The sequence below is a fragment of the Bifidobacterium vespertilionis genome, assembly GCF_008698145.1.
Taxonomy (GTDB): domain Bacteria; phylum Actinomycetota; class Actinomycetes; order Actinomycetales; family Bifidobacteriaceae; genus Bifidobacterium; species Bifidobacterium vespertilionis.
The window spans coordinates 24,368-46,662 of record NZ_RZNZ01000012.1 but is presented as its reverse complement, the minus strand read 5'-3'; the positions used below and the strand labels follow the sequence as shown (position 1 = coordinate 46,662).

Annotated in this window: 21 protein-coding genes; 13 read left to right on the top strand and 8 right to left on the bottom strand. The window is 64.5% G+C overall.

The features are described from left to right. Positions 1–39: 39 nt before the first annotated feature. Both EMO90_RS08750 and EMO90_RS08745 read left to right on the top strand, forming a co-directional pair. On the top strand, positions 40–1,224 hold the full coding sequence (locus tag EMO90_RS08750) for an ABC transporter permease (RefSeq protein ID WP_223849863.1): 1,185 nt from the start codon (positions 40–42) through the stop codon (positions 1,222–1,224). After that, positions 1,221–2,042, top strand: coding sequence for an ABC transporter ATP-binding protein (locus EMO90_RS08745; protein ID WP_150355078.1), 822 nt, complete (start codon positions 1,221–1,223; stop codon positions 2,040–2,042). The genes EMO90_RS08750 and EMO90_RS08745 overlap by 4 nt, the downstream gene beginning before the upstream one ends. A gap of 175 nt (positions 2,043–2,217) precedes the next feature. Here EMO90_RS08745 and EMO90_RS08740 read toward each other — a convergent pair whose 3' ends face one another. After that, positions 2,218–3,633 (bottom strand): O-acetylhomoserine aminocarboxypropyltransferase/cysteine synthase family protein, encoded by a 1,416-nt coding sequence (locus EMO90_RS08740; RefSeq protein WP_150355077.1) that lies wholly within the window; start codon positions 3,631–3,633, stop codon positions 2,218–2,220. 445 nt (positions 3,634–4,078) lie between these two features. On the opposite strand from EMO90_RS08740, the gene metK reads away from it, so the two are divergent. The 5 genes from metK (at position 4,079) to EMO90_RS12480 (ending at position 8,154) form a co-directional block, all read left to right on the top strand. After that, entirely contained in the window at positions 4,079–5,272 is a 1,194-nt protein-coding gene (gene metK, locus EMO90_RS08735; RefSeq protein WP_150355076.1) for a methionine adenosyltransferase, read from the top strand. Next, positions 5,269–6,072 carry a class I SAM-dependent methyltransferase gene (locus EMO90_RS08730; protein ID WP_150355075.1) on the top strand — a complete coding sequence of 268 codons (804 nt, stop codon included), beginning with the start codon at positions 5,269–5,271 and terminating at the stop codon, positions 6,070–6,072. The genes metK and EMO90_RS08730 overlap by 4 nt, the downstream gene beginning before the upstream one ends. Positions 6,073–6,113: 41 nt before the next feature. Next, the gene (locus tag EMO90_RS08725; protein ID WP_150355074.1) at positions 6,114–6,476 is read left to right on the top strand and encodes a hypothetical protein; all 363 of its coding nucleotides are present in this window, start codon (positions 6,114–6,116) and stop codon (positions 6,474–6,476) included. 125 nt (positions 6,477–6,601) lie between these two features. Beyond that, entirely contained in the window at positions 6,602–7,330 is a 729-nt protein-coding gene (locus EMO90_RS08720) for a class I SAM-dependent methyltransferase (RefSeq protein WP_190972119.1), read from the top strand. Between the two features lie 446 nt (positions 7,331–7,776). Then, positions 7,777–8,154: a hypothetical protein gene (locus EMO90_RS12480; protein WP_223849862.1), complete on the top strand. Its 378-nt coding sequence runs from the start codon at positions 7,777–7,779 to the stop codon at positions 8,152–8,154. A gap of 4 nt (positions 8,155–8,158) precedes the next feature. Here the strand turns inward: EMO90_RS12480 and EMO90_RS08710 are convergent, their stop codons facing one another. Continuing rightward, on the bottom strand, positions 8,159–8,884 hold the full coding sequence (locus tag EMO90_RS08710; RefSeq protein WP_150355072.1) for a hypothetical protein: 726 nt from the start codon (positions 8,882–8,884) through the stop codon (positions 8,159–8,161). Between the two features lie 95 nt (positions 8,885–8,979). Beyond that, positions 8,980–10,086: an IS30 family transposase gene (locus EMO90_RS08705; RefSeq protein WP_150394995.1), complete on the bottom strand. Its 1,107-nt coding sequence runs from the start codon at positions 10,084–10,086 to the stop codon at positions 8,980–8,982. 165 nt (positions 10,087–10,251) lie between these two features. Here EMO90_RS08705 and EMO90_RS08700 point away from each other — a divergent pair, with 165 nt between their 5' ends. Beyond that, positions 10,252–10,647: an HIT family protein gene (locus tag EMO90_RS08700; protein ID WP_150355029.1), complete on the top strand. Its 396-nt coding sequence runs from the start codon at positions 10,252–10,254 to the stop codon at positions 10,645–10,647. Continuing rightward, entirely contained in the window at positions 10,629–11,297 is a 669-nt protein-coding gene (locus EMO90_RS08695; protein ID WP_150355030.1) for a GNAT family N-acetyltransferase, read from the top strand. The genes EMO90_RS08700 and EMO90_RS08695 overlap by 19 nt, the downstream gene beginning before the upstream one ends. A gap of 1,266 nt (positions 11,298–12,563) precedes the next feature. Here EMO90_RS08695 and EMO90_RS08690 read toward each other — a convergent pair. After that, on the bottom strand, positions 12,564–13,862 hold the full coding sequence (locus EMO90_RS08690; protein WP_150355031.1) for an MFS transporter: 1,299 nt from the start codon (positions 13,860–13,862) through the stop codon (positions 12,564–12,566). A 237-nt stretch (positions 13,863–14,099) separates the two neighbouring features. On the opposite strand from EMO90_RS08690, the gene EMO90_RS08685 reads away from it, so the two are divergent. After that, a complete protein-coding gene (locus EMO90_RS08685) occupies positions 14,100–14,366 on the top strand; it encodes a hypothetical protein (RefSeq protein ID WP_150355032.1) in 267 nt (88 codons plus the stop codon). A 215-nt stretch (positions 14,367–14,581) separates the two neighbouring features. Next, entirely contained in the window at positions 14,582–14,776 is a 195-nt protein-coding gene (rpmB, locus tag EMO90_RS08680) for a 50S ribosomal protein L28 (protein WP_150355033.1), read from the top strand. A 266-nt stretch (positions 14,777–15,042) separates the two neighbouring features. Here rpmB and EMO90_RS08675 read toward each other — a convergent pair whose 3' ends face one another. Continuing rightward, a complete protein-coding gene (locus EMO90_RS08675) occupies positions 15,043–16,215 on the bottom strand; it encodes a CPBP family intramembrane glutamic endopeptidase (RefSeq protein ID WP_150355034.1) in 1,173 nt (390 codons plus the stop codon). Between the two features lie 125 nt (positions 16,216–16,340). Beyond that, positions 16,341–17,168 carry an ABC transporter permease gene (locus EMO90_RS08670; RefSeq protein ID WP_150355035.1) on the bottom strand — a complete coding sequence of 276 codons (828 nt, stop codon included), beginning with the start codon at positions 17,166–17,168 and terminating at the stop codon, positions 16,341–16,343. Between the two features lie 123 nt (positions 17,169–17,291). Here EMO90_RS08670 and EMO90_RS08665 point away from each other — a divergent pair, with 123 nt between their 5' ends. Together EMO90_RS08665 and EMO90_RS08660 are read left to right on the top strand one after the other, a co-directional pair. Further along, positions 17,292–19,265: a DUF4422 domain-containing protein gene (locus EMO90_RS08665; protein ID WP_150355036.1), complete on the top strand. Its 1,974-nt coding sequence runs from the start codon at positions 17,292–17,294 to the stop codon at positions 19,263–19,265. A gap of 494 nt (positions 19,266–19,759) precedes the next feature. After that, the gene (locus tag EMO90_RS08660; protein ID WP_150355037.1) at positions 19,760–21,076 is read left to right on the top strand and encodes a glycosyltransferase family 2 protein; all 1,317 of its coding nucleotides are present in this window, start codon (positions 19,760–19,762) and stop codon (positions 21,074–21,076) included. 591 nt (positions 21,077–21,667) lie between these two features. On the opposite strand, the gene EMO90_RS08655 is transcribed toward EMO90_RS08660, so the two are convergent. Together EMO90_RS08655 and EMO90_RS08650 are read right to left on the bottom strand one after the other, a co-directional pair. After that, positions 21,668–22,039, bottom strand: coding sequence for a type II toxin-antitoxin system PemK/MazF family toxin (locus EMO90_RS08655; RefSeq protein WP_150355038.1), 372 nt, complete (start codon positions 22,037–22,039; stop codon positions 21,668–21,670). Next, a complete protein-coding gene (locus EMO90_RS08650) occupies positions 22,036–22,287 on the bottom strand; it encodes an AbrB/MazE/SpoVT family DNA-binding domain-containing protein (protein WP_150355039.1) in 252 nt (83 codons plus the stop codon). Before EMO90_RS08650 ends, EMO90_RS08655 begins: the two co-directional genes overlap by 4 nt. Positions 22,288–22,295 lie beyond the last annotated feature (8 nt).

Here is a 22,295-nt window from a genome sequence, read left to right as displayed (position 1 = left end):
CGCGCGGGAACCGGAACCTTCGCGTTGAAAGGAACGCATATGACCACCACCATCACCGAATTCGCCGCGCAGGCACGCGGGCGAGCCACGCCCGCAACCAAAACCGCAACCAAGACCGCGGCCACGCCCAATGCGGCCGGGCAGACAGGGCCCGCCGAACCAGCCGCAGCCACCGATCAGCCAACCGCCGCCGCAACCTTGCCGGCCACCGACGCACAGGCCGACCGCCCCGCCCGCCGCGCGCTCCCCTACCCGCTGACCGTGGCCTTCACCGCGGCCGGATTCCTGATCGCCGCGCTCGTCAACGTGTTCTTCCCGCAGGTCAAGCCCGTCGAATTCGAGCAGGGCCAGCTGTGGATCTTCCTGCTCAACGGCGAGGAGGCGTACCGCGCGCTGCTGGTCATCCTCGCGCTGCTGTACGTGGTCATCGGCGTGGTGGACGCCCGCCGCGGGCCTGCGGACGTGGCCCGGTTCCGCGAGCGCGCCCAGTTCCGGTTCGCCGCGGGCCTCGCACTGGCCGTGTGGGACGTGACCGGCACCAAGCTGCAGACGCTCCCCCAGCCGTTCTTTCCGGGACCGTCGAAGGTGATCGAACCGTTCCTCACGGACGGCGACTACATCGCGCTCAACACGTTCTATTCGGTCCGCCTGTTCGCGGCCGGATTCATCGTGGGCGTGTTCCTGGGCGTGGTGACCGGCGTGATCATCGGCTGGTTCGCGCGCGCCTACTACTGGGTGTTCCCGGTGCTCAAGATCACCGGCGTGATCCCGGCCGTGGCGTGGATGCCGTTCGCGCTCACGCTCATGCCCACCCCGTTCATCGCGGCGATGTTCCTGCTGGTCATCTGCTCCTGGTTCCCGGTGGCGTTCCTGACGGCCCAGGGCATCCAGAGCACGCCGAAGATGCTGATCGAGGCCTCGCGCACGCTGGGCGCGGACACCCCGTACATCCTGTTCCACGTGGCCATTCCGAACGCCATGCCGAGCATCTTCACCGGCATCGGCATGGCCAACAGCCTGTCGTTCCTCACGCTCGTGATCTCCGAGATGATGGGCCAGCCGGGCGGTCTGGGCTACTACATCGATCAGGCGAAATCGTGGTCGGCCTACAACGAGATCCTCACGGCGATCGTGGTGATGGCCGTGCTGTTCTCGCTGATCATGAAACTCATCGAATTGGTGCGCGGCCATGTGCTGCGCTGGCAAAAGGGACTGATCAAATGAGCACGATCGCAACGAGCGCACAGGCACAGGCGGGCACGGTGACGGACGATCCGGGCGCGCAGGCACCTCTGCTGAGCATCAGCCATGTGGAGCGCGATTTCACGAGTCCGAACGGCCAGCGCGTGCAGGCGTTGAGCGATGTGAGCCTAGACGTGCGGCCAGGCGAGCTGGTGTCGATCATCGGCCCGTCGGGCTGCGGCAAGACGACGCTGCTGCGCCTGATCGCCGGATTGGACAAGCCGCAGCAGGGCTCCGTGACGTTCAAGGGCCGGCCGATCGAGGCGCCGAATCCCGAGCGCGGCTACGTGTTCCAGCAGGGCAGCCTGTTCCCGTGGCTCACCGTGCGCGAGAATGTGGCGTTCGGGCTCAAGGCGCAGGGCAAGTACCGCGAGCATGCCGGAGAGGTGGACGATTACCTTGCCAAGGTGGGCCTGACCGGCTTCGAGCACGCCTATCCGCATCAGATCTCCGGCGGCATGGCCCAGCGCGTGGCGATCGCACGCGCGCTGATCGACCACCCCGAGGTGCTGCTGCTCGACGAGCCGATGGGCGCCTTGGATTCGTTCACGCGCGCCGATCTGCAGGATCGCCTGCTGGACCTGTGGGAGCAGTACCACATGACGATGGTGCTGGTCACGCACGATGTGGACGAGGCGATCTATCTGGGCAACCGAGTGGTGATCATGAGCCCGAGGCCGGGGCACATCAAGGAGATCGTGCCGATCGATCTGCCCGAGCGCGATCGCGTATCCGACGCCTTCCTGGGCTACCGCAAGACGCTGCTCACCAAGCTGCACTTCGACGTGCACGAGCACTGAGTGAGGTTGCGGCACCTCCGCCACAACCTTCGCCAACTGCAGAATCGTTCCAACCTGCGCCCACTTCGGCGCGGATTGGAACGATTCTGCGGTTGTGAGCGCTCACATCACAGCACAACATACAGAATCGTTCCAACCTGCGATTTCGGGTGCGCAGGTTGGAACGATTCTGTTTTCAGGCCAGATAGGCGGCGTCGAACGCCTGGTCGAGGTCGGCGATCAGATCGCGCGGATCCTCAAGGCCGATGGACAGGCGGATCAGACCGGGGGTGATCCCCACCTTCGCGCGGGCCGCAGGCGTGAATTCGCGGTGGGTGATGTTCGCCGGGTCCACGATCAGCGAGCGCACATCGCCGATGTTCGCGAGGTAGCTGAACAGCCGCACGTGATCGATGAGCTCCTTGGCCCGCGCGGTCTGATCGGCCGCGTCGTCGCCCTCCAGCTCGAAGGAGAGCACGGATCCCACACCGAGAGGGAACAGCCGGTCGGCCAGCGCGCGCTGCGGCCCATAGGGCAGGCCGGTGTAGTGCACGGCCGTCACATGATCGCGGCGGGAGAGCCAGTCGGCCACCGTTTTGGCCGACGCGGTCTCCTTGGACACGCGCTCGCCCAGCGTCTCAAGGCCCAGCAGCTGCTGGTACGCCTCGAAGGGCCCAAGCACCGCGCCGGTGAGTCGCAGGTACTTGAGTCGCAGCCGGCGGATATACGCCAGCGGTCCGGCGGCGTCGACGAAACTGCGCGGCGCGCGACCGGCCGCCTCGCCCAGGATGAATTCCGGCTCGGTGAACTGCGGATAGCGGCCGTTCGCCCAGTCGAAGGAGTCGCCGGACGTCACGATGCCGCCGATCGCGTTGCCGTGCCCGCCAAGGGCCTTGGTGGCCGAGTAGACGACCACGTCGGCCCCGTGCTCGATGGGCCGGAACAGGTGGGGCGTGGGCAGCGTGTTGTCCACGATCAGCGGGATGCCGTTGCGGTGGGCCACGGCGGAGAGCGCCTCCACATCGGTGATCACCGTGCGCGGATTGGACACCGTTTCGGCGAAAATCGCCTTCACCGGGGCGTTCCGGCCTTCGGCATCCAGGGCGTCCGGGCTGTCGCCTGCGATCAGCGCTTCGATGCGCTTCGTGTCGTTGATGTCGTCGACGAACGTGGTCGTCACCCCGAAGCGCGGCAGCAGCGTGCGCAGCGAATCGAACGTGCCGCCGTAGATGTCGTAGGGGGCGATGATCCGCCCGCCGCCCTCCGCCGCATTGAGCAGCGCATAGGTGATCGCAGCCATGCCGGATGCGACGGCCACGGCTTCTGCGGCCCCGTCCAGCGCGGCGACCCGTCGCTCCAGGAAGCCGACCGTGGGGTTCGCCACGCGCGAGTACAGGAAGCCCGGTATGTCGCCGTTGGCCACGTGATGGCCGTGATCGACGTCCTCTAACCAGAATGCGGCGTTCGGGTAGACGACCGGCGTCACCGAATCCGCATTCGAACCGGGATCGAAGCCGGCGTGCACCTGGGCGGTGGACGGATGGTAGTGGGCATTCTGGATGTTCTGAGTATTCTTGTTGCTTTGAGTATTCTGATTGGTTCCGTTTGGCATATGCCACCCCTTCTCATGTGGTTGCCGGAATGGTTGACAATGTATCATGATTGGGCGTTGGGCATTCCAGCATCGTCATCGGTAAAATTAATAGAAGAGCCCATGCGGATATTATGGCTATGCTCGATGATGAGATCGATTATATGCGTTGGTTATGGCCGTGCCGCACCTCGATTTATATCGACTGTTTTGCATGCTTGGAACCCCTACTCCGGATTGCCCATGAGCACGCATTCATGCCTGAGTTTATAGCGTTGGCACGCGTTGATGCGCGTTGACGCATACCAAGAGCGCGCATATGATGTCAATCACGCGATGCGCAGTGCACTGGACGGGGATGGCCGGTGCATTGCACATCGCCCCCTCTATTTGAATCACCCAACAGCAATGACATAACCGCATACCATCGCCGCATACCATCGCCATATTGAGAAGGGAACTTACCATGACCAGACTGCTGACTTCCGAATCCGTGACCGAAGGGCATCCGGACAAGGTGTGCGACATCATCTCCGATTCGATCCTCGACGCCTACCTCACCCTCGACCCGGATTCGCGCGTGGCCGTGGAGACCTCCGCCAAGGACGGTCTGGTCGTGGTGGAGGGGGAGGTGTCCGCGCCGAGGACGCTGGACCACGTGGCGATTGTGCGCAAGGCGATCGCGGACATCGGCTACACCGACGCGGCCAGCGGATTGGACGCCGAGGGCGCCGGCGTGATCAACAACATCCGCCCGCGCGCATTCGACAGCACCGACGGCGGCGCGTACGGCAACTACGGCGACAACGCGAAGCTCAGCCGCGAGGAGGCGTACAACACCTTCGGCGGCGATCAGGGGCTCATGGTGGGATATGCGGCCGACGACACCAAGGCGCTGCTGCCGCTGCCCATCTACGCCGCAAGCCGGCTCGCCGAGCGCCTCGCCTACGTGCGCAAGAATGGCATCATCCCGTTGCTGCGCCCGGACGGCAAGACCCTGGTGTCCGTGGAGTACGCGAACGACAACGTGACCGATCCGAAGGCGATCCGCCACATCCTCATCTCCACGCAGCATTCGGACAAGCTGTCGCTGGAAGACGTGCGCGATCAGGTGCGCAGGCTGGTGCTGGAGCCCGTACTCGCCACGTTGGACGTGGATGCCTCCGAGGCGGAGGTGGTGATCAACCGCTCCCCGTTCATCAATGGCGGTCCCAAGGCGGACGCGGGCCTGACGGGACGCAAGATCATCGTGGACACCTACGGCGGCATCGCCGGCCACGGCGGCGGCGCGTTCTCCGGCAAGGATCCGCGCAAGCCCGATCGCTCGGCCGCGTACGCCGCGCGATGGGCCGCCAAGAACATCGTGGCCGCCGGGCTCGCCCGCCGCGCGCAGGTGCAGCTGGGCTACTTCAACCGCACGCCGAGCCCGATCACGATCGACGTGGAGACCTTCGGCACCGAAACCGTGGACCGCGAAAAGATCCAGCGCGCGGTGGCCAAGACCTTCGATTTCCGCCAGCTCGCGATCATCGACGAACTGGATCTGCGCCGGCCGATCTACCGCAAAACCGCGGCGTACGGCCACTTCGGGCGCGACGACGCCGACTTCACCTGGGAGCGGACGAACAAGGTCGAGGAGCTGAGGGGGAACGTGAAATGAGCGATTCCGCAGACGTGGGCACGGGCGTGGGCGCGGCCGGGTTCGGGGACGCGGGCGCGGCCGGCTCCGGTGGAACGAACCCCGGCGGGGCAAATTCCGACGGCTTCCGGCACGAGTACTTTGATGACTTCGAGCGCGACCATCCGAACATCTTCGCCTCGAAACTGGCTCTGCTGAAGACCGCGATCACGCTCGACGGCATCCGCGACGCCGGCTACACGGTCTCCGTGGGCGCGGGAACCGGATCGTACGAAGCCGCGCTGGAGAAAGCGGGCGTGACCGTGAACCGGATCGTTGAGCCCTCCCCCGACTTGGCCGCGCAGGCCCGCCGCCGCGGGTTCAATGTGACCCAGGCCTACGCGCAGGACGTGGCTTTCGACGACGAATCGATCGACACGGTGTTCTATAACGGCAGCGCGTTCGGATTCATCGACGAAGACACGCTGCGTGCCGTGTTCCGCGCCCACTACCGGCAGCTCAAGCACGGCGGCGTGATCGCGCTGCTCGACGTGCCGCCGGCGAGCGCACTGGGACTGGCCGTGCAGGCGTCGTTCCTGATCGAGGGCGAATCGTACATCGGCAGCGTGCTGCGCAGCAGCTGGTACGCCGATCGCGTGCCGCGCAAGGAGTACTGGCGAACCACGGAATGGTACCGGAATCTACTGGAGGAGAGCGGGTTCTCGCGCTTCGCCACCTGGCAGACGCTGCTCAGGCATCCGATCTACCAGAATGATGCGCCCGAGCCGGTGGTGAATGGGTATCAGGAAGGCAGCTACGTGGCGCTGGTCGCGCGGAAATAGCGGTTGGGCTGCGGAGATTACGCAGAGAGAAGAGAGAGTACATGATGAGGAAATCGGAAATCGCGAGGATGGCCGCGGCCGCGATCTGCGCCACGCTGCTCGCGGGACTGGCCGCCTGTGGGACGGCCGCTCCTGCCGGGTCCGATGCGTCAGCCGCCAACCCGGGAGCTCAGCCGGACAGTTCGATCGTCATTCAGGAGGCGACGAGTGGGCCGGCGGACGGCGGGCATGCGGATCATACGGATCACGCTGAGCATGCAGAACATGCGGACGCCACCGCGACGCAGGCCGATCAGGCGGCCGCCGATACTGCGACTGCGGGCGATTCCGCGGCGACGGATACCACATCGCCGGCCACCACGGCGGCATCGACCGGCGGCGGATCGGGCTGCTGCAACGAATAGCGCGGACCGCCAACGTGCGTGCGATGCGGACGAGCATCACGCCACGGTCGGCGGCACGGTCACATCGCACGCACGGCACAACAATGGCAATCGGATGGCATAGGCAATCGGAAGGGGAACATTACATGGCAACGCCGTTCATCGACCACTATCACAGCAACGGACGCATTCTGGATGACACCTGGCGCGCCCGGCCGAACATCTACGAGTCGCGGCTTCGTCTGCTGCACCGCGCGCTCGTGGACCGCAATCCGGGCAAGATCCTGTCCATCGGCATCGGCTCGGGCATCTTCGAGACGCTGCTCAACAAGCGGTACGACATCACGGTCGCCGAGGCCGTGGAACCGTCGGAGAGCTTGGGTGCGGAGGCGCGCAGAAAGGGGCTCGCGGTCACGCAGAGCACCGCGCAGGACTACGACTACGCCGGGGCGCCCTACGACACGATCGTGTACAACGGGTCGAGCTTCGGCTTCATCCCGGACGACGAGATCGAGGGGGTATTCACCCGCAACCGGGACGCGCTCTCCGAACGCGGGCGGCTGGTGCTCACCGACGTGCCCGCGGAAAGCGCGTTGGGCATCATCCTGCAGACCCTGCAGCGCTACGATGTGCCACGCGAGGACTTCGCCGAGCTGCTCTCCGGCACGTCGTTCTTCAACATCGACACCCATTCGTACAAGCCCAACTGGCATCCGATCCCCTGGTACGCCGACCTGCTCACGCGCATCGGGTTCGGCGAGCTGCGCTTCTACCAGACCGTGCTCGCGAATCCGCTCTATCAGAAGGATCAGGTGGAGGACCCGATCGAGGGCTACACCAAAGGCAACTACGTAGCGATCGTGGCCGAGAAGTAGCGTCCGCTGGGCGATGCGGGGCGAGCACTGAGCCGTGAAGCGGCCTCCCACCGTCATCCTGAGCGAAGCGCGCAGCGCGCAGTCGAAGGATCCTTAACTTCCTGCATAGTGACTTTATGCGATATGACGAAGGATCCTTCGGTGTCCGGCTGCGCCGGACCGTCGCCGCCTTGGCGGCGGCTCCCCTCGCCTACGGACAGCCCACCGGGCTGCCCGCTAAACGGCTCAGTGCTCAGGATGACGGGGAATGCCTTTTGTCATCCTGAGCGAAGCCCGCTAGGGCGAAGTCGAAGGATCCTTAACTTTACGCACTAGTGCATATACCGATTGGCGCGCAATGGCCAAGGATCCTTCGGCTCCGCCCTAGCGGGCTCCGCTCAGGATGACTTGCACGTTACCTCGATGCCGTACAGTGGTTTCGAAAATCACGCAATAAAGGGGGCACAATGGGTCTGTTCGACGGGCTGAGGAATCTGGCATCCGGGGCGCTGGGCAATGCGATCGGCAACGTCACCGAGGGCATCGACCTGGGTGCGCTCGGCAACCTTGGGAATCTCGGCGAGCAGCTGCCGGCGGTGATCGGCGAGCACTTCAACGCCGAGCAGCTGGGCGAGATTGCGCAGGTGGCCGGCGATCATCTCAACGCAGACCAGGTGGGCGATCTGGCCGCGCTGGCCGAGGAGAACATTTCGGCCGATCAGATCGGCAACGTGGCGGGCATGATCCAGGAGCAGGGCCAGAACCTCGATCTGGGGGCCATCGCCGAGCGCGTGGGGCTGCCAACTGACGTGATCGGCCAGATTTCAGGCCTGCTCGGGCGCTGAACGGTCACTTCGAGATCACCGGCCGGTCTGCGAGCGGAGTTTGCAGGGCGACCAGCGCGGATTGGTAGGCGGCCTGCTCGGTGCACGATCCAGCCTGCGCACCCGTGCTGCCCGTGCGAGGCTCGGCACCCGCGAACAGATTTAGGCGCACGTGATCGCCGGTCTCCTCGATCGCGACCCGGTATGCATCGCACACGCCGCCGGTGAAGTAGATGCGCAGCCGATCGGCCGCAACCGGCGCATAGCTGATGATCGGCTGCGCGCGCTCATTGTCCAGATTCGGGGCACTGGACAGCGCTTCATCCTTGCGATCGGCGGCATACGCATCCTCCACGCGCGGTAATCGGCCATCGGCTGCGGTGTCCCCCGCTTCCCCTGCACCGGTTTTCTGCGGCGTCCACGGGGCAAGGCGACCGGACGACCAGTATTGCGCTGCCTCGCACTGCTCGCGGGGCGAGACGGTGTGGGAGGCGGTTCCGGAATCATTGTCCACGGCATCCTGCGATTCATTGCTGAGCGTGGAGCAGTCCGTGGGCACGGCCGCGGTCGGGGTATTCTGAGACGCAGCAATGGATGGCTGCGGACCGGCTGGTGACGATGTGCCCGCGGCGGTACCACCTGATGATCCCCCGCAACCGGACAGCATGAGTGCGCCGATCAGCGCGGCGGCGATTGCCTTGAACAGCGTGGCGTGAGCGATCGTCGAACCATCTTTATGCGCCCGTCCCATAATCGCCCTTTCCCCGAAAATACGCGCGGCAGCCGCATCGCCGTCCGTCCCCTCCATCATACCGTTCCCGCTCGGAATTCCCGCTCGGCCCGGATTCAATTTGTAAGTGCAACACTCGTCTTTGGGTGGCTTGTCTTTGACATTACCTTGCCGAGCTCGCGGTACCAAACCTCGTTGGGCGTTTCCCACCCGAGGACCTTCAACGGGGTGTCGTTGATCTCCTGGACGATGGCCTGCAGGTCCTCGTCCGACATGTCGTCGAAGCTGGTCCCCTTGGGCAGGTAGCGGCGGATCCTGCCGTTGCGGTTCTCGTTCGTGCCGCGCTGGTACGAGGAGTACGGGTCCGCATAGTAGGCGGGCATGCCGAGCGCCTCGTCCACGAGCAGGTGGCAGGAGGACTCCGTGCCGTTGTCCCAGGTGCGGTCGATGCGCGCGGGCGCGGGGATGCGGCTGTAGATGTCGTATTCGGCGCGCGCGGTCGCCAGCGCGCTCTTGTCGGGGATGAACCGGGCGAACAGCTTGCGGCTCTTGCGTTCGACCTGCGTGTCGATGCACCGTTTCGAGGGGGCCGTGCCGATGACGGTGTCGGACTCGAAATGGCCGAACTCATGCCGCGAGTCGACGCGTTTGGGCCGGTCGGCGATCGGCACGCGCATGGGGATCCTCGGCCCCTTCGATCCGCGGCCCTTGGCGCGCGTGCGGCGCCGCTTGCCGCGCGGCAGGTACTGCCTGAGATCCAGCGTCTGCTGCGGTTTGGCGTAGATCCACCGGTAGAGGCACTCATGGCTTACCCGCATGCGCGGGTCGTCCGGGAACTGGACCTTGAGCCGTCCCTCGATCCGCTCCGGCGTCCATCCCTTGCGCAGCGCGTCCATCACCCACGACAGCAGCGGGTCGTACGCCATGCGCAGGGGCTTGCGCGACCTGCGGGCGCGTGTCTCGGCCTTGCGCTGCGCGGTCATGGCCGAGTAGAACGGGCGCGCGGTCCATGCGCCGGTCTTCAGGCGTTTCGGCCGGTACGGACGGTAGGAGTCGTTCTCGTTGGACGCGAACCACAGGCCGCGTCTCAGCTCGCGGCTGATGGTGGACTTGTCGCGGCCGATCCTGCGGGCGATCTCGTTGACCCCGAGGCCGTCCCTGTTGCGCAGCTCGTCGATCCGAACGCGTTCCTCGGCCGACAGGTGGGAATACACTTTCTTCATGGGCGCAGCACCTTCCTGGGTTGAACTTGAACACTTCCAACCATAGAACGGGTGTTGCGCTTCTATTTAGAACCCGGGCGGAAGTATGATCGTCGGAAGGCTGAAGAGGACGGCAACGGCAACGCCGTCCCGCGCACGGACCCACGGAGCGGAGGGAGATCAACGATGAGCGAATGCGTATTCTGCGACATCGTCCACGGCGATGCGCCATGCCGATTGATCGAGGAATCCGATCTGGCATTGTGCTTCGTGTCGATCGACGACCGGCCCGACTACCACCTTCTGGTCGTGCCGAAACGCCATGTGGTCAACATCCTCGACTGCGACCCCCAATCCCTGCAAGCGGTGACCGAGCTGGCGCAGCGCGTCGCACGCCATCTGGTCGCGGACTGCGGGTTCGACGGGGTGGATCTGCTCAGCACCTCGTTCGCGGAAGCTCAATCCGTGCCTCATTTCCACGTGCATCTGCTGCCCCGCGCGCATGGCGACGGGTTGGACACATGGCCCGCCCTGCCCGAGCGCACAATCCCGCTGGACGAAGCATGGCATCGCACGCGCTGAACCCCGTGTCACTGCCCTCGCGCGGTTCCTGCCGAGTCCGCCCCTATCGCCCCGCCGATGCCGCCGCGACGATGGCTGTCTTCCGCGATGCCGTCATCCATCTGGCCGCGGCGGACTACAGCGCCGAGCAGATCGCGGTCTGGGCCGGGCGCACGGGGACGATCGAACAATGGAACGCGCGACGGACCGCCGTGCACACGTGGGTGGCCGTCGATCGTGGCGCTGCGGACGGGCATTTGCGTCGTTGGGATTGCGACGGGGATTGCACGGACTCGGGTGCCGTCGTCGGGTTCATCGACGTGGACGATTCCGGCTATATCGACATGCTGTTCGTCGCCCCGCACTGCGCCCGGCAAGGCGTGGCCACCGCGCTGCTCGGTGCCGTTGAGCGATTCGCCGCCGCACGAGGCACTGAGGGCAGCGCCGAGGACGGCACTGGGTACGACGCTGGGCGCGGCATCCGGCGCAGCGCTGAGGGCTGCACCGGGGAGGGCATCGGGGAGCTTCGCGTCCACGCCAGCATCACCGCCCGGCCGTTCTTCGAGCGACACGGATTCCGAGTCGTCGCCATCCGACACCCGCACATTGGCCGCGTGGCGTTTGTGAACTATCTGATGGTCAGGGGTATGGGCGGCGCCAGGTCACGGTGATCAACGGTTTGTTGAAAGAGATCTGAGATGATCAGGGGGTACGGGCGGAACTGTGGCGTGACTTGGGACGTGGCACAGTGTGCGTGACATGGCAATGACACAGTATGCGTGACACAGTGTGCGTGACACAGTATGCGCGACTTGGCGTATGACACGGGGCGTGACATGACGTGGACCTGGGCTGTACTGTGGCCCGGCGCGTGACACGGGGTGGGGGCGTGTGACACGGCGTGCCCACACCGCGTCACAGCCTTCGAAAACCGTTGAAAAATGGCGGTTTTCCAGAGCCTGTGACCGGGTGCGCCCACACCATGTCACACCCCACGTCACAGTCGCACTCCCCGTCACACGCCATGTCACGCTTCAGACCGCAACCCGCCCCATGTCACGCGCTGAGTCACGACCTGTGTCGCGTTACGCCCCTTGGTTCTTCCCGTCAAGTCCCAAAGTCTCGATGTGCCCAGTTTGCGCAGCAAGTCAGGGAAACTGGGCAAATCCGGACATCGCCGCCACAAACTGGGCACATCGGAACGTTTAGAAGCTGATTTGAGCGTCTAGATGGCCTAGACTGCCCAGTTTGAGAAGCCAACGTCCCGGAATGCCCAGTTTGCGCCCGTCCACGCTCATGCTTCCTCCTCCAAGTGTCCGATCGCGCATCACCCGGGCAAACCAGGAGGGGCCGGATCCGCATGTTGCCGGCACGTCGGAACTGCTCAAGGTACCCGAAACAGCTTAGACAACGGACCAGCAACGTTGCTTTCCCATGTTCTACGCGCCCGCGGGGCATTTGACCGGGCCGAACGACGGCCGGCCAACATGTAATTCCGATTTGTGCGGTCGATTTTCCCGGGTGGGGCATATAGACATGCCGCCATTCCGCCGGTTTTCAGCGGATGCTATCCGGGGGAACCGGAAAAACGCATGCACAAATCGGAATTACCCGATGTAGTTTGGCCGGCGAAGCATCGCGGGACGTAGTTGACGCCTGCGAAGCGCAGGATACTACGTTGTTGGCACCCCTAATGCGCTCGAAGCACCTGCGGGCCGCGCGCCACGGGCATCAGAGGGATCCCGGAGCAATCCAAGTCCGCGCAGAATCATGCCCTTCGATTCATTGCAACCAGTCGGAGCCCCAGACCGGCCACTCAGATGCCCCAGACTTCAGGTCACCCTCACGAGCCCGCCGCACTCAGGCCCACTCCAAAGGGCCCTCAGCGCCGCCGCCCAGCCGCCGCCGCCCAGCCGCCGCCCAGACGTCGCCTAGGCTCAGCCCCGCGTCGGATCCTTCTGCAGCGTCAGGAACACCAGCGCCACCACGAGCAGAATGGCGATGGACAGCACGCCGATCGACGCATTGCCGGTCAGGGTCGTGGTGGTGGCCACGAGGAACGTGCCCAGAATCGAGGCTGTTTTGCCGAAGATATCGTAGAAGCCGTAGTACTCGTTGGCGCGGTCCTTGGGGATGATCTTGCCGTAGTAGGAGCGAGACAGGGCCTGAATGCCGCCCTGGAACATGCCGACCAGGATCGCGAGGATCCAGAACTCGGCGGCCGAGCGCAGGAAGAACGCGGCGAAGAAGACGATGCACATGTAGGCGATCACGGCGGCCACGATCATGGGCTTGCAACCGAATCGGCCGGCCAGACGCCCGTAGATGATCGCGCACGGGAAGGCGACGAACTGCGTGACGAGCAGGGCGACCACGAGTTGGGTGGAGTCGATGCCAAGCTGCGTGCCGTAGGAGGTGCTCATGGAGATGACCGTGTTCACGGCGTCGATGTAGAAGAAAAACGCGATCATGAACATCCACAGCGGCTTGTCGTTCACGATCCGCCCGAACGTGGAGCCGAGCTCGCGGAAGGTGCCGCGGATGGCCTCGGAGGCGTGGTCGCTGGTGGCGCGGAAGTGGACCTGACGGTAGCTGGTGATCAGCGGGATGGTGAACGCCACCCACCAGATGGCGGTGATCACGAAGCTGGCGCGCGTGCAGGCCTCGGTGGTCCAGCCGAGCAGGGACGGGCCGCCGAAGATCAGCCCGATGCAGACGAGGAACGGGACGGTTGATCCCACATAGCCCCAGCCGTAGCCGTGCGAGGAGACCTTGTCCATGCGATCGTTCGACGTGGTGTCGATCAGCATCGAATCGTAGAACGTGAGCGAGCCGTTGAGGCCGATCGTCGCGAGCACGTACACGATCAGGAACGGCAGCCACATAAGCGGCAGGGACATCGCCAGGCACATGACCACGCCGGTGCCGAAGAAGCCTAGGAAGAACTTGATCTTCATGCCCTGCACGTCGGCGATCGAGCCGAGCAGCGGCATGAGCAGCGCGATGACCAGCGACGCGATGGTCTGCGCGTAGCCCCACGCGGACACGATGTTGCCGTCGGCCGGCATGAGGGACTTGGCATAGATGGGCACGACCGCGGTGCTCAGCAGCACGAAGGCGGAGTTGCCCACGTCGTACACGATCCATTTCTTCTCGCGGGCGGTGAGCTTGGCGTTGGCGGCCGGCGTGGTCTCGGGCGCGGGCGCGGCGGCCGGGGTGACGGTGTTAGTGGACATAGGAGCTCCTGACGTTCGAACCACCTTTCATCCTAAAGTTCCGCGATGCGCGGCGGGCGGATGGGGATGAACAGCGGGTGAACTTCTACGGCCGCCGATCGATCATTCCAACCTGCATGATCGCCCCGCCCTGCAGAATTGTCCAACCTGCGCCCTCAAAATCGCAGGTTGGAACAATTCTGCGCGTGAGTGCCCCGATCAAGCTTCCAGCCTGCAGATTCTTTCCAACTTGGCAAAATGAGCGGGCAGGTTGGAACGATCGCGCAAGGGGATGGACAATTGGTGCTCGAGAACTCCGATGGGCCGCCGACGAGCGTCGGAGCTGATTTCCAGTTCACGATTTTCAAGGACCGCCAAATCGTGAACTGGGAAACGTTCTCAAGAGAACATGGGAGCCTTGGAATTCCGCCAATTCTCATGTTCGATTATGGTCGATGTTGTGCGAAGCCAGTTCACGATTTGCGAGGCTCTTCAAATCGTGAACTGGAGCGCCGGCAAAAATGACGAAAACGGCTCCCGGGCGACCGTCAGAGGCCGCCAGAGGCTGCCGCAGCGGTCGCCGATCACCCCATGGCCGCCGCTCAGACACCTCGAAACCGCCCCGATTTGCATTCTTCGCGATTCCGCTGTATCATTGTGAAGTTGTGTGTTCGGCCGAGCGGCAAAACGCGAGCGACGGACACGAAAGACTTGGAACAAACCAAATCAAGGAGTCCATCATGGCAGCTCGTTGCGCAGTGTGCGGCAAGGGACCGCAGACCGGTTACAGCGTTTCGCATTCGCACAGGCGCACTAAGCGCACTTTCCGCCCGAACCTTCAGCCGGTTCGCACCACCGTGGAGGGCGCCAACGTGCGCATCCGCGTGTGCGTCAAGTGCCTGAAGGCCGGCAAGGTGCAGCGCGTCGTCGCGTGAATCACGCCCGCCGCAGCCTAGCGCTTTAGTGCTTCAAACCCCGGAGTCGTTCGTCGGCCCCGGGGTTTTGCTTTGTCTGCGGAGGTGGGATGGGCAGAGACAAGGCTGGGCACCGGGCGGTGCCGGTCGCCGCGGAGAGCCGGGCGGTCGAACTCCGAGGGGAGCCGGGCACCGGACTCTGGGCGGCTCGGGGAACCGGAGGCCAGAGCCGCCCAGAGCCGGGCCGCCACCCAAAGCCGCCCAAAGCCGCCCAAGTCACCCCGGCGCTACCCCAGCACCGCCCCGGCGAAGGAAACCGCCACCAGCAGGCCAGACAGGATCACATAGGTCAGGAACCACGGGGCCGTCCACCCCCAGTACGTCCCGCGCGGCGATCGATTGGCGTCGCGGTAGGCCCGCATCTCGCGACCATGCCGCGCGAACACCGCGATGCCGCCGATCACGCCAATCACCACCAGCGCCAGCGCGTACGCATTGTTGCCCGCATCGCCAAATGAAGCCGCGTACTCGGAGAGCACCCCGCCCAGAATCGCGTTGTTGAACACGTGCAGCGCGATCGACCACACCAGCGAGTACTCCATGGCCACGAAGCCCAGCACCAGGCCCATCACGAACGCGAACAAGCCCTGCACCAAGTCGCCGTGATACAGCGCGAACATGAGCGCGGAGGTGACGATCGCGAAGTTGCGCCCGTACGGAGCGAGCGACTGCATGAGCACCCCGCGGAACACGAGCTCCTCGATCACCGGCCCCACCAGTCCGATGTACAGCCACATCTCCCACGAAATGGCGGACTCGGACAGGGCCTCCATGCTGGGAGACACCAGATCGACCCCCGCTGCGGAGAGCAGCGTCTGCAGCAGCACGAACACGGCCTGCGCGCTCACGGTGAGGATCAGGAAGTCGAGGGCCCAGGCCGCGCGCATCCGCCGAGCCTCGCCATGGTCACCCACCCAGAAGCCGCGCCGGGCGATCATGCGCCGCCGCAGCAGGAACAGGATCAGCGCGGCCACGCCGAAACTCGCCAGGCTGATCACGCCCATGTACTGCATGACCGCGCTGTAGGCGTCATTCAGCTTGAGCATCACGTACTGCCGGGCGCGCGCGGGGTCGCCGGACTGGGCGGCGAGCCACATGAGCATCGCCACGCCGCTGAACACCACGCCGAGCGCCTGCGCCACAACCGCGTACAGGAGCACCACGCCCGCCGGCCGGTTCACCGCGCGCCGCATGATCGCACGGGCCGCCTGCTGCGGCGTCATATACGGCTGCGGCGACTGGGGAATGGGCTGGGGCGCGGGCGGCACAGACCCCGGAACCGGCGGTTGCCCCGGTTGCCCCGAATACCCCGGCTGCCCCGACGAAGGCGCGCCCGGAATCTGCCCGGGCTGCCAGTGCTGCCCGGGGAACTGCGGAGGCGCGGGTTGCTGCGGATTCATGGGAACCGCCTTTCAGTTTGGACGCGGTAACGGGCGCGACACCGGACGCGCCGCCGGACGCGGTAACGGATGCGACGCCGGATGTCACACGGGCGAGGGGCCAAGCGCGCTGCCTCAGACCGGGCCTACAGCACCTCGGCGAATCGCGCGCTGTTGCGGCGGAACAGGTAGATGCCCAGCGCCAGGATCACGAAGGTGCAGCCGTACGGCAGCAGCGGGATCCACCAGGAGTTGATCTCCGTCCACACGGTCGGCACGTATTTGGGCGACAGCAGGTTGTGGCGGATGTCCATGATCGGCTGCGCGATGGGATTGAGCAGCATGATCTTCGCAACCGTCGGGTAGTTCTTGGAGACCATCGACAGCGGGTAGATGATCGGGACGGAATAGAACAGGGCCTGCAGCACGACTTCCCAGATGTGCTGGATGTCGCGGAAGTACACGTACATGGTGGCGAGAATCAGCGCCACGCCCAGCGCCAGGCAGTAGAGCTGGATGATGCTGAAGGGCACCAGAACCACGCGCCACGTGTATTCGGCGTGCGCGAAGAAGCCGAAGACGATCACCACGACGAGGCCCAGACCAAGGGAGATCATGGAGCCCATGGTGGTGGCGGCCACGATGATGTAGTTCGGGAAGTGGACCTTGCGCAGCAGATCGCCGCGATTCACAATCGACATGAGTCCCATCGACGTGGCCTCGGAGAAGAAGCTCCACAGGCAGGTGCCGCACAGCAGGGAGATGGGGAAGGTGGGCGTGCCATCGGTGAAGTGCAGGAAGCGCACGAAGATCATGTACATGACGCCGAACAGCATCAGCGGCTTGAGGACCGACCACGCCATGCCGAGGAAGGACCCCTGGTAGCGCAGCTGGAAATCGGTCTTCACGAGTTCCTTGAAGACCACGATCGAATAGCGGTACTTCTCGGCGAGTTTCTTGAATACGTCAGTCACAATCGTCCTATCCTACTAGCGCCGCCGCGGACGCGATTGCCGCGCCCGGCCCCATTGGGGGAAAACTGTCATTATTCTAGAGGGAAGCAGTCATAATCGCGAATGAGCGGAGAGAATACCCATATGACCAACACAGACGCCACCACGCCGGCCGGAGAGACCGCGGCCTCCGAACCGGCAATCGAGCCCGCAACGAAGCCCGCGCCGCAGCCCGCCAAGCCGGCCCAGCCCGCGCACATCCGCATCTTCATCAGCGCGCACAAGCCCGCGGCCTTCCCCGACTGCGCCTCGCTGATGCCCATCCAGGTGGGCGCGGAGATCGCCGAGCAGCCGCTGGAGGGCACGCTGTACGACAACGTGGGCGAGAACATCTCCGAGCTCAACCCCATGTACTGCGAGCTGACCGCCCAGTACTGGGCGTGGAAGAACGCGAACGCCGACTACTACGGCTTCTGCCACTACCGCCGCTACTTCGACTTCACGGACACGCCGCACCACCAGAACGACTACGGAGAGATCGACGACACGTTCATCGACGAGCGTGCCGCGCGCGAGTACGGGTTCGACGATGCGACGATCGCCCGCGCCGTGACGGGATGGGACGTGATCACCTCGCCGGTGAACGACACGAAGCTGATCGACGGCAGCGTGAACATGAAGGAGCACTGGGCCGGCAACAGGCACCTGCGCCTGAAGGATCTGCGCCACACGTACGACATTCTGGTGAGCCGCCACCCGGAGTACCGCGAGGACGCCGACCAGTTCCTCAACGGCCACACGGCCGCGTTCTGCAACATGTTCATCATGCGCAAGGAGATCTTCTTCGCCTACTGCGAGTGGCTGTTCCCGATCCTCAAGGAGTTCGTGGATACCACCGACTTCACGCACGCGGACGTGGAGACCCTGCGCACGCCGGGCCACCTGTCCGAGCGCCTGCTCAACATCTGGCTGGCCCATCAGCGCCGCACGGGCGTCGGGCGCGACTGGAAGGTCAAGACCCTGCAGTGCGTCCACTTCACCAACCCCGAGCCGCGCATGCAGCTCGAGCCGCTGAGCACGAACCCGCGCCTGACGGTCCCGGTGGTGTTCGCCGCGGACGACAACTACGTCCCGATGCTCACCACCACCATCTTCTCGATGCTGAAGAACGCCGACCCGAAGCGCTTCTACGACGTGATCGTGCTGCACAAGGACATCACGCGGGCCAACCAGCAGCTGATCCGCGAGTACTTCGCGCAGTTCCCGCAGGCCACCGTGCGCTTCTACGACGTGCTGCCGGTGGTGGACGGCTACAACCTGACCACCAGCAACGCGCACATCAGCGTGGAGACCTACTACCGCTTCATCATCCAGGACGCGCTGCCGTACTATTCGAAGATCCTGTACCTCGATTCCGATCTGATCATCAACGGGGACGTGTCCGGCCTGTACGACACGGACCTTGAGGGCCACGCGCTGGCCGCCGTGCGCGACATCGACTTTCTGGGCAACCTCAACATGCCCGATGGCGAGCGCCGCCGCTACTCCGATCGCAAGCTGGGCCTCAAGGACCCGTACGGCTACTTCCAGGCCGGCGTGCTGGTGATGAACCTCGATCGCATGCGCGAGCTGCACAGCGTGGACGAGTGGCTGCGGATCGCGTCCGATCCGGACTACATCTACAACGATCAGGACATCCTCAACCAGGAGTGCGCGGGCGATGTGAAGTACCTCGACTACGCTTGGAACGTGATGCACGACTGCGGCGGCCGCGTCTCCGGCATCTTCAACTTCGCCCCCGCGGCGGTGTACAAGGCGTACATGAAGTCGCGCGAGGCCGCGAAGATCGTGCACTACGCCGGCTACGACAAGCCCTGGCGCAACCCGTGGTGCGATTTCGGCCCGCTCTACTGGCACTACGCCCACTCCACCCCGTTCTCCCTGCAGATGATGGCGATCCTGGCCGATGTGGACAAGCCCGAGGCCCCGCTGCACCACGAGCGCGCGATCCGCGAGGACAGCCCGATCCGCAAGTACGTGGACGTGGTCGCGCCGATCGGCTCCAAGCAGCGCGAGCTCATGAAGGTGTTTGCAAGGAAGATCCAGGGGAAGAAGTGACGGTTGGCGGGGCGGCCGGTTGGCGGTTGGCGAGCGACCGCCAACCGTCATCCTGAGCGCTGAGCCGTTAAACGGACAGCCCCTTCTTCATCCTGAGCGAAGCGCGCAGCGCGAAGCCGAAGGATCCTTCGTCACTTCCCACCAAGCCAACCCATGCACAAGATTAAGGATCCTTCGACTCCGCTTCGCTCCACTCAGGATGACGAAGTGCAACCCCTGTCATCCTGAGCGAAGCCGAAGGATCCTTAATTTCCCCGCACCAGCTGGAACCACGACTAAGTGCGCAATGGCCAAGGATCCTTCGGCTCCGCGCTTCGCGCTGCGCTCAGGATGACGGGTAGTTGCTTTCCGTCATCCTGAGCGCAGCGCAGCGAAGCCGAAGGATCCTTCGTCACTTCGCACCAAACCAACCAGCACACAAGGTAAGGATCCTTCGCTCCGCTCAGGGTGCCGCTTCATCCCGCTTCGCCCCCACCAGCGCTACACTAAGCCCCATGAGCTCCAGCAACAGCCCCCGTCCCTCCGTCTCCGTGGTGATCCCCGCGTACAACAACAGCCGCTATCTGCCGCAGTGCGTCCGCAGCGTGGCCGCGCAGGCCGACGAGGTCATCGTCGTGGACGATTGCAGCACGGACAACACCTTCGCCGTCGCGCAATCGCTCGCGGCCGAGAATCCGCGCGTTCACCCGATCCGTCACGATCGCAACCAAGGCACGCTGGCCGCGCGCAAGACCGGCGTGCTGGCGTCGGTCGGCGACTGGGTGCTGCTGGTCGATCAGGACGACGAACTTGAGCCCGGTACCATCGATCGACTGCTCGACTACGTACGCGATCATCCGGCGGACATCGTCCATTACGGCGTGCGCGTGGACGCAGCGAACGAAGCCGCGCAACAGGCCGCGGCCGGCATGACGGGCTTCCTCAACCCCACGCCGCGCAGGCTGGAGGGCGCGGAAATCCTGCGCACGCAGTTCGCGCAGTCGGGCGGCTTCGACTGGCACATCCATCACAAAATGTTCCGCGGCGATCTGCTGCGCCGCGCCTACGCCCTCGCCCCGGACACGCGCCTGCTGCTGTCCGACGACCTGTTCATGAGCTTCATCGTCGATTCGCTCGCCAGTTCCTACGTAGCCGTCCCCGAATCATCCTGGTATGTGTACCATCTGGGCCGCGGCGACACATTCGGCGCCCAGCTCACCGTGGAGGCCATGGATACGATGGCCGACCGCGATGCCAAGGCTCTCCGGCTGATCCGGCGGTTCGCGGAGTCCTGCGCCGCCGGGCATAATGACCTCGCGATCGCGCGTGACGATTGGCCGGCCCGCGTGGCCGACGTGCGCGACCGCCTCGCCGAGCACACGATGAACGAGTGGCACGACAATCTCCCCGCGCCCCTTCAGGAGGCCGGTCTGCAGCGCATCCTCACCCATTTCTCCCCCGATCCAGACGCCATCGCCGCAGAACTCTGGCGCTACGTGCGCGATCACGCCTACGCCCTACTCGTCGCCCAGCGCGAGGGTCGGGGAGATTCCCCCGCCGCCGCGCATGATCGCACCGAAGCCCAGCGGTTCCGCGACATGGCCCTGCGCATCGAGGCGAAGCATCCGGAGCTCGCCGAGCGGTCCGATCCGGCGGGCCGTCCCGCCAATGCCCACTATCACGATCTGCGCGCCGTCGCCATGGGCCATCTCAAGGACACGGGGATGATTGGGGAGCCGGCCGGGGATCAGGCCACCGAGCCCGATCAGGCCACGCAACCTCCGCAGCCCAGCGGACTGCGCGCCCTGATCGCGCGGCTATTGGGGCGGTAGGCAGCCCTGCTCGCCGTCATCCTGAGCCGCTTCTCATCCTGAGCCGCTTTCGTCATCCTGAGCGAAGCGAAGGATCCTTGGCCATTTCGCACCAAGCGGACCCGTGAGAAGATTAAGGATCCTTCGACTCCGCTACGGCGTCCGGCTACGCCGGACCGTCGCCGCCTTGGCGGCGGCTCCCCTCGCCTACGGACAGCCCACTGGGCTGTCCGCTTAACGGCTCAGTGCTCAGGATGACAGAAAGCGGCCCCCCGGTCATCCTGAGCGAAGCCCGACAGGGCGAAGCCGAAGGATCCTTGGCCATTTCGTACCAAGCCAACCCGTAAAGAAGATTAAGGATCCTTCGACTCCGCGCTGCGCGCTGTGCTCAGGATGACAAGTGGCATTCCCCGTCATCCTGAGCGCAGCGAAGGATCCTTCGGCACTCCGCACAAAGTCACAATGCGGAATCCCAAGGATCCTTCGACTCCGCTACGGCGTCCGGCTACGCCGGACCGTCGCCGCCTTGGCGGCGGCTCCCTTCGCCTACGGACAGCCCACCGGGCTGTCCGCTTAACGGCTCAGTGCTCAGGATGAACGCCTCCGTCATCCTTACGCAAATCGCTCAATGCGCATTGTCGGCTGCATCAGACCGCTCAAGAGCAACTCGGTGATCTCATCGAGCACATGCTCATCGAGATCACCCACGCGAGCGGCATGACGCGCATCAAGATCGAGGCATTTCGCCTGTTCGATCTCGGCCCATCCATGGATTTCGCCGCCATCCTCGGTTGGGATGACCCCAATGTTGACATGCAGCGGATATTCGCGATTGCTCGTCACAGGCACGGTCATGGGCAGATTATTGAAGCGGTTGTAGAGATCGTTGCTCACCACGATCAGCGGCCTGCGTTTGTTTTGCTCATGTCCGGCGGATGGATCCAAATCGGCCCACACAACATCCCCATACCGCCAGTCGCTCACATCCGCTCCCTTCCGGCCGGCGAAGCGAATCCGTCCTCGGTCGGCTGCGGCCCCTGATACCCCTCGAACAGCTTCTCGTAATCCACAATGCCTATATACCGATTCCGGGCGGGAGTGATGCGAATGCCCCCATTTTCGACCTGCACGTCCAATTCATCGCCGACTTTCAGCCCAGCCTGGCTGATCAGCTCCTTGGACAGACGAATACCCTGCCCGTTGCCCCAATGCACCAATGTCGTAGTGGCCATAACGCCCT

Excerpts from the sequence above, each read along its gene's own strand:
- EMO90_RS08750 (WP_223849863.1), top strand. The coding sequence starts at position 40 with ATGACCACCACCATCACCGAATTCGCCGCGCAGGCACGCGGGCGAGCC.
- EMO90_RS08745 (WP_150355078.1), top strand. The coding sequence starts at position 1,221 with ATGAGCACGATCGCAACGAGCGCACAGGCACAGGCGGGCACGGTGACG.
- EMO90_RS08740 (WP_150355077.1), bottom strand. The coding sequence starts at position 3,633 with ATGCCAAACGGAACCAATCAGAATACTCAAAGCAACAAGAATACTCAG.
- metK (WP_150355076.1), top strand. The coding sequence starts at position 4,079 with ATGACCAGACTGCTGACTTCCGAATCCGTGACCGAAGGGCATCCGGAC.
- EMO90_RS08730 (WP_150355075.1), top strand. The coding sequence starts at position 5,269 with ATGAGCGATTCCGCAGACGTGGGCACGGGCGTGGGCGCGGCCGGGTTC.
- EMO90_RS08725 (WP_150355074.1), top strand. The coding sequence starts at position 6,114 with ATGATGAGGAAATCGGAAATCGCGAGGATGGCCGCGGCCGCGATCTGC.
- EMO90_RS08720 (WP_190972119.1), top strand. The coding sequence starts at position 6,602 with ATGGCAACGCCGTTCATCGACCACTATCACAGCAACGGACGCATTCTG.
- EMO90_RS12480 (WP_223849862.1), top strand. The coding sequence starts at position 7,777 with ATGGGTCTGTTCGACGGGCTGAGGAATCTGGCATCCGGGGCGCTGGGC.
- EMO90_RS08710 (WP_150355072.1), bottom strand. The coding sequence starts at position 8,884 with ATGGGACGGGCGCATAAAGATGGTTCGACGATCGCTCACGCCACGCTG.
- EMO90_RS08705 (WP_150394995.1), bottom strand. The coding sequence starts at position 10,086 with ATGAAGAAAGTGTATTCCCACCTGTCGGCCGAGGAACGCGTTCGGATC.
- EMO90_RS08700 (WP_150355029.1), top strand. The coding sequence starts at position 10,252 with ATGAGCGAATGCGTATTCTGCGACATCGTCCACGGCGATGCGCCATGC.
- EMO90_RS08695 (WP_150355030.1), top strand. The coding sequence starts at position 10,629 with ATGGCATCGCACGCGCTGAACCCCGTGTCACTGCCCTCGCGCGGTTCC.
- EMO90_RS08690 (WP_150355031.1), bottom strand. The coding sequence starts at position 13,862 with ATGTCCACTAACACCGTCACCCCGGCCGCCGCGCCCGCGCCCGAGACC.
- EMO90_RS08685 (WP_150355032.1), top strand. The coding sequence starts at position 14,100 with ATGAGCGGGCAGGTTGGAACGATCGCGCAAGGGGATGGACAATTGGTG.
- rpmB (WP_150355033.1), top strand. The coding sequence starts at position 14,582 with ATGGCAGCTCGTTGCGCAGTGTGCGGCAAGGGACCGCAGACCGGTTAC.
- EMO90_RS08675 (WP_150355034.1), bottom strand. The coding sequence starts at position 16,215 with ATGAATCCGCAGCAACCCGCGCCTCCGCAGTTCCCCGGGCAGCACTGG.
- EMO90_RS08665 (WP_150355036.1), top strand. The coding sequence starts at position 17,292 with ATGACCAACACAGACGCCACCACGCCGGCCGGAGAGACCGCGGCCTCC.
- EMO90_RS08660 (WP_150355037.1), top strand. The coding sequence starts at position 19,760 with ATGAGCTCCAGCAACAGCCCCCGTCCCTCCGTCTCCGTGGTGATCCCC.
- EMO90_RS08650 (WP_150355039.1), bottom strand. The coding sequence starts at position 22,287 with ATGGCCACTACGACATTGGTGCATTGGGGCAACGGGCAGGGTATTCGT.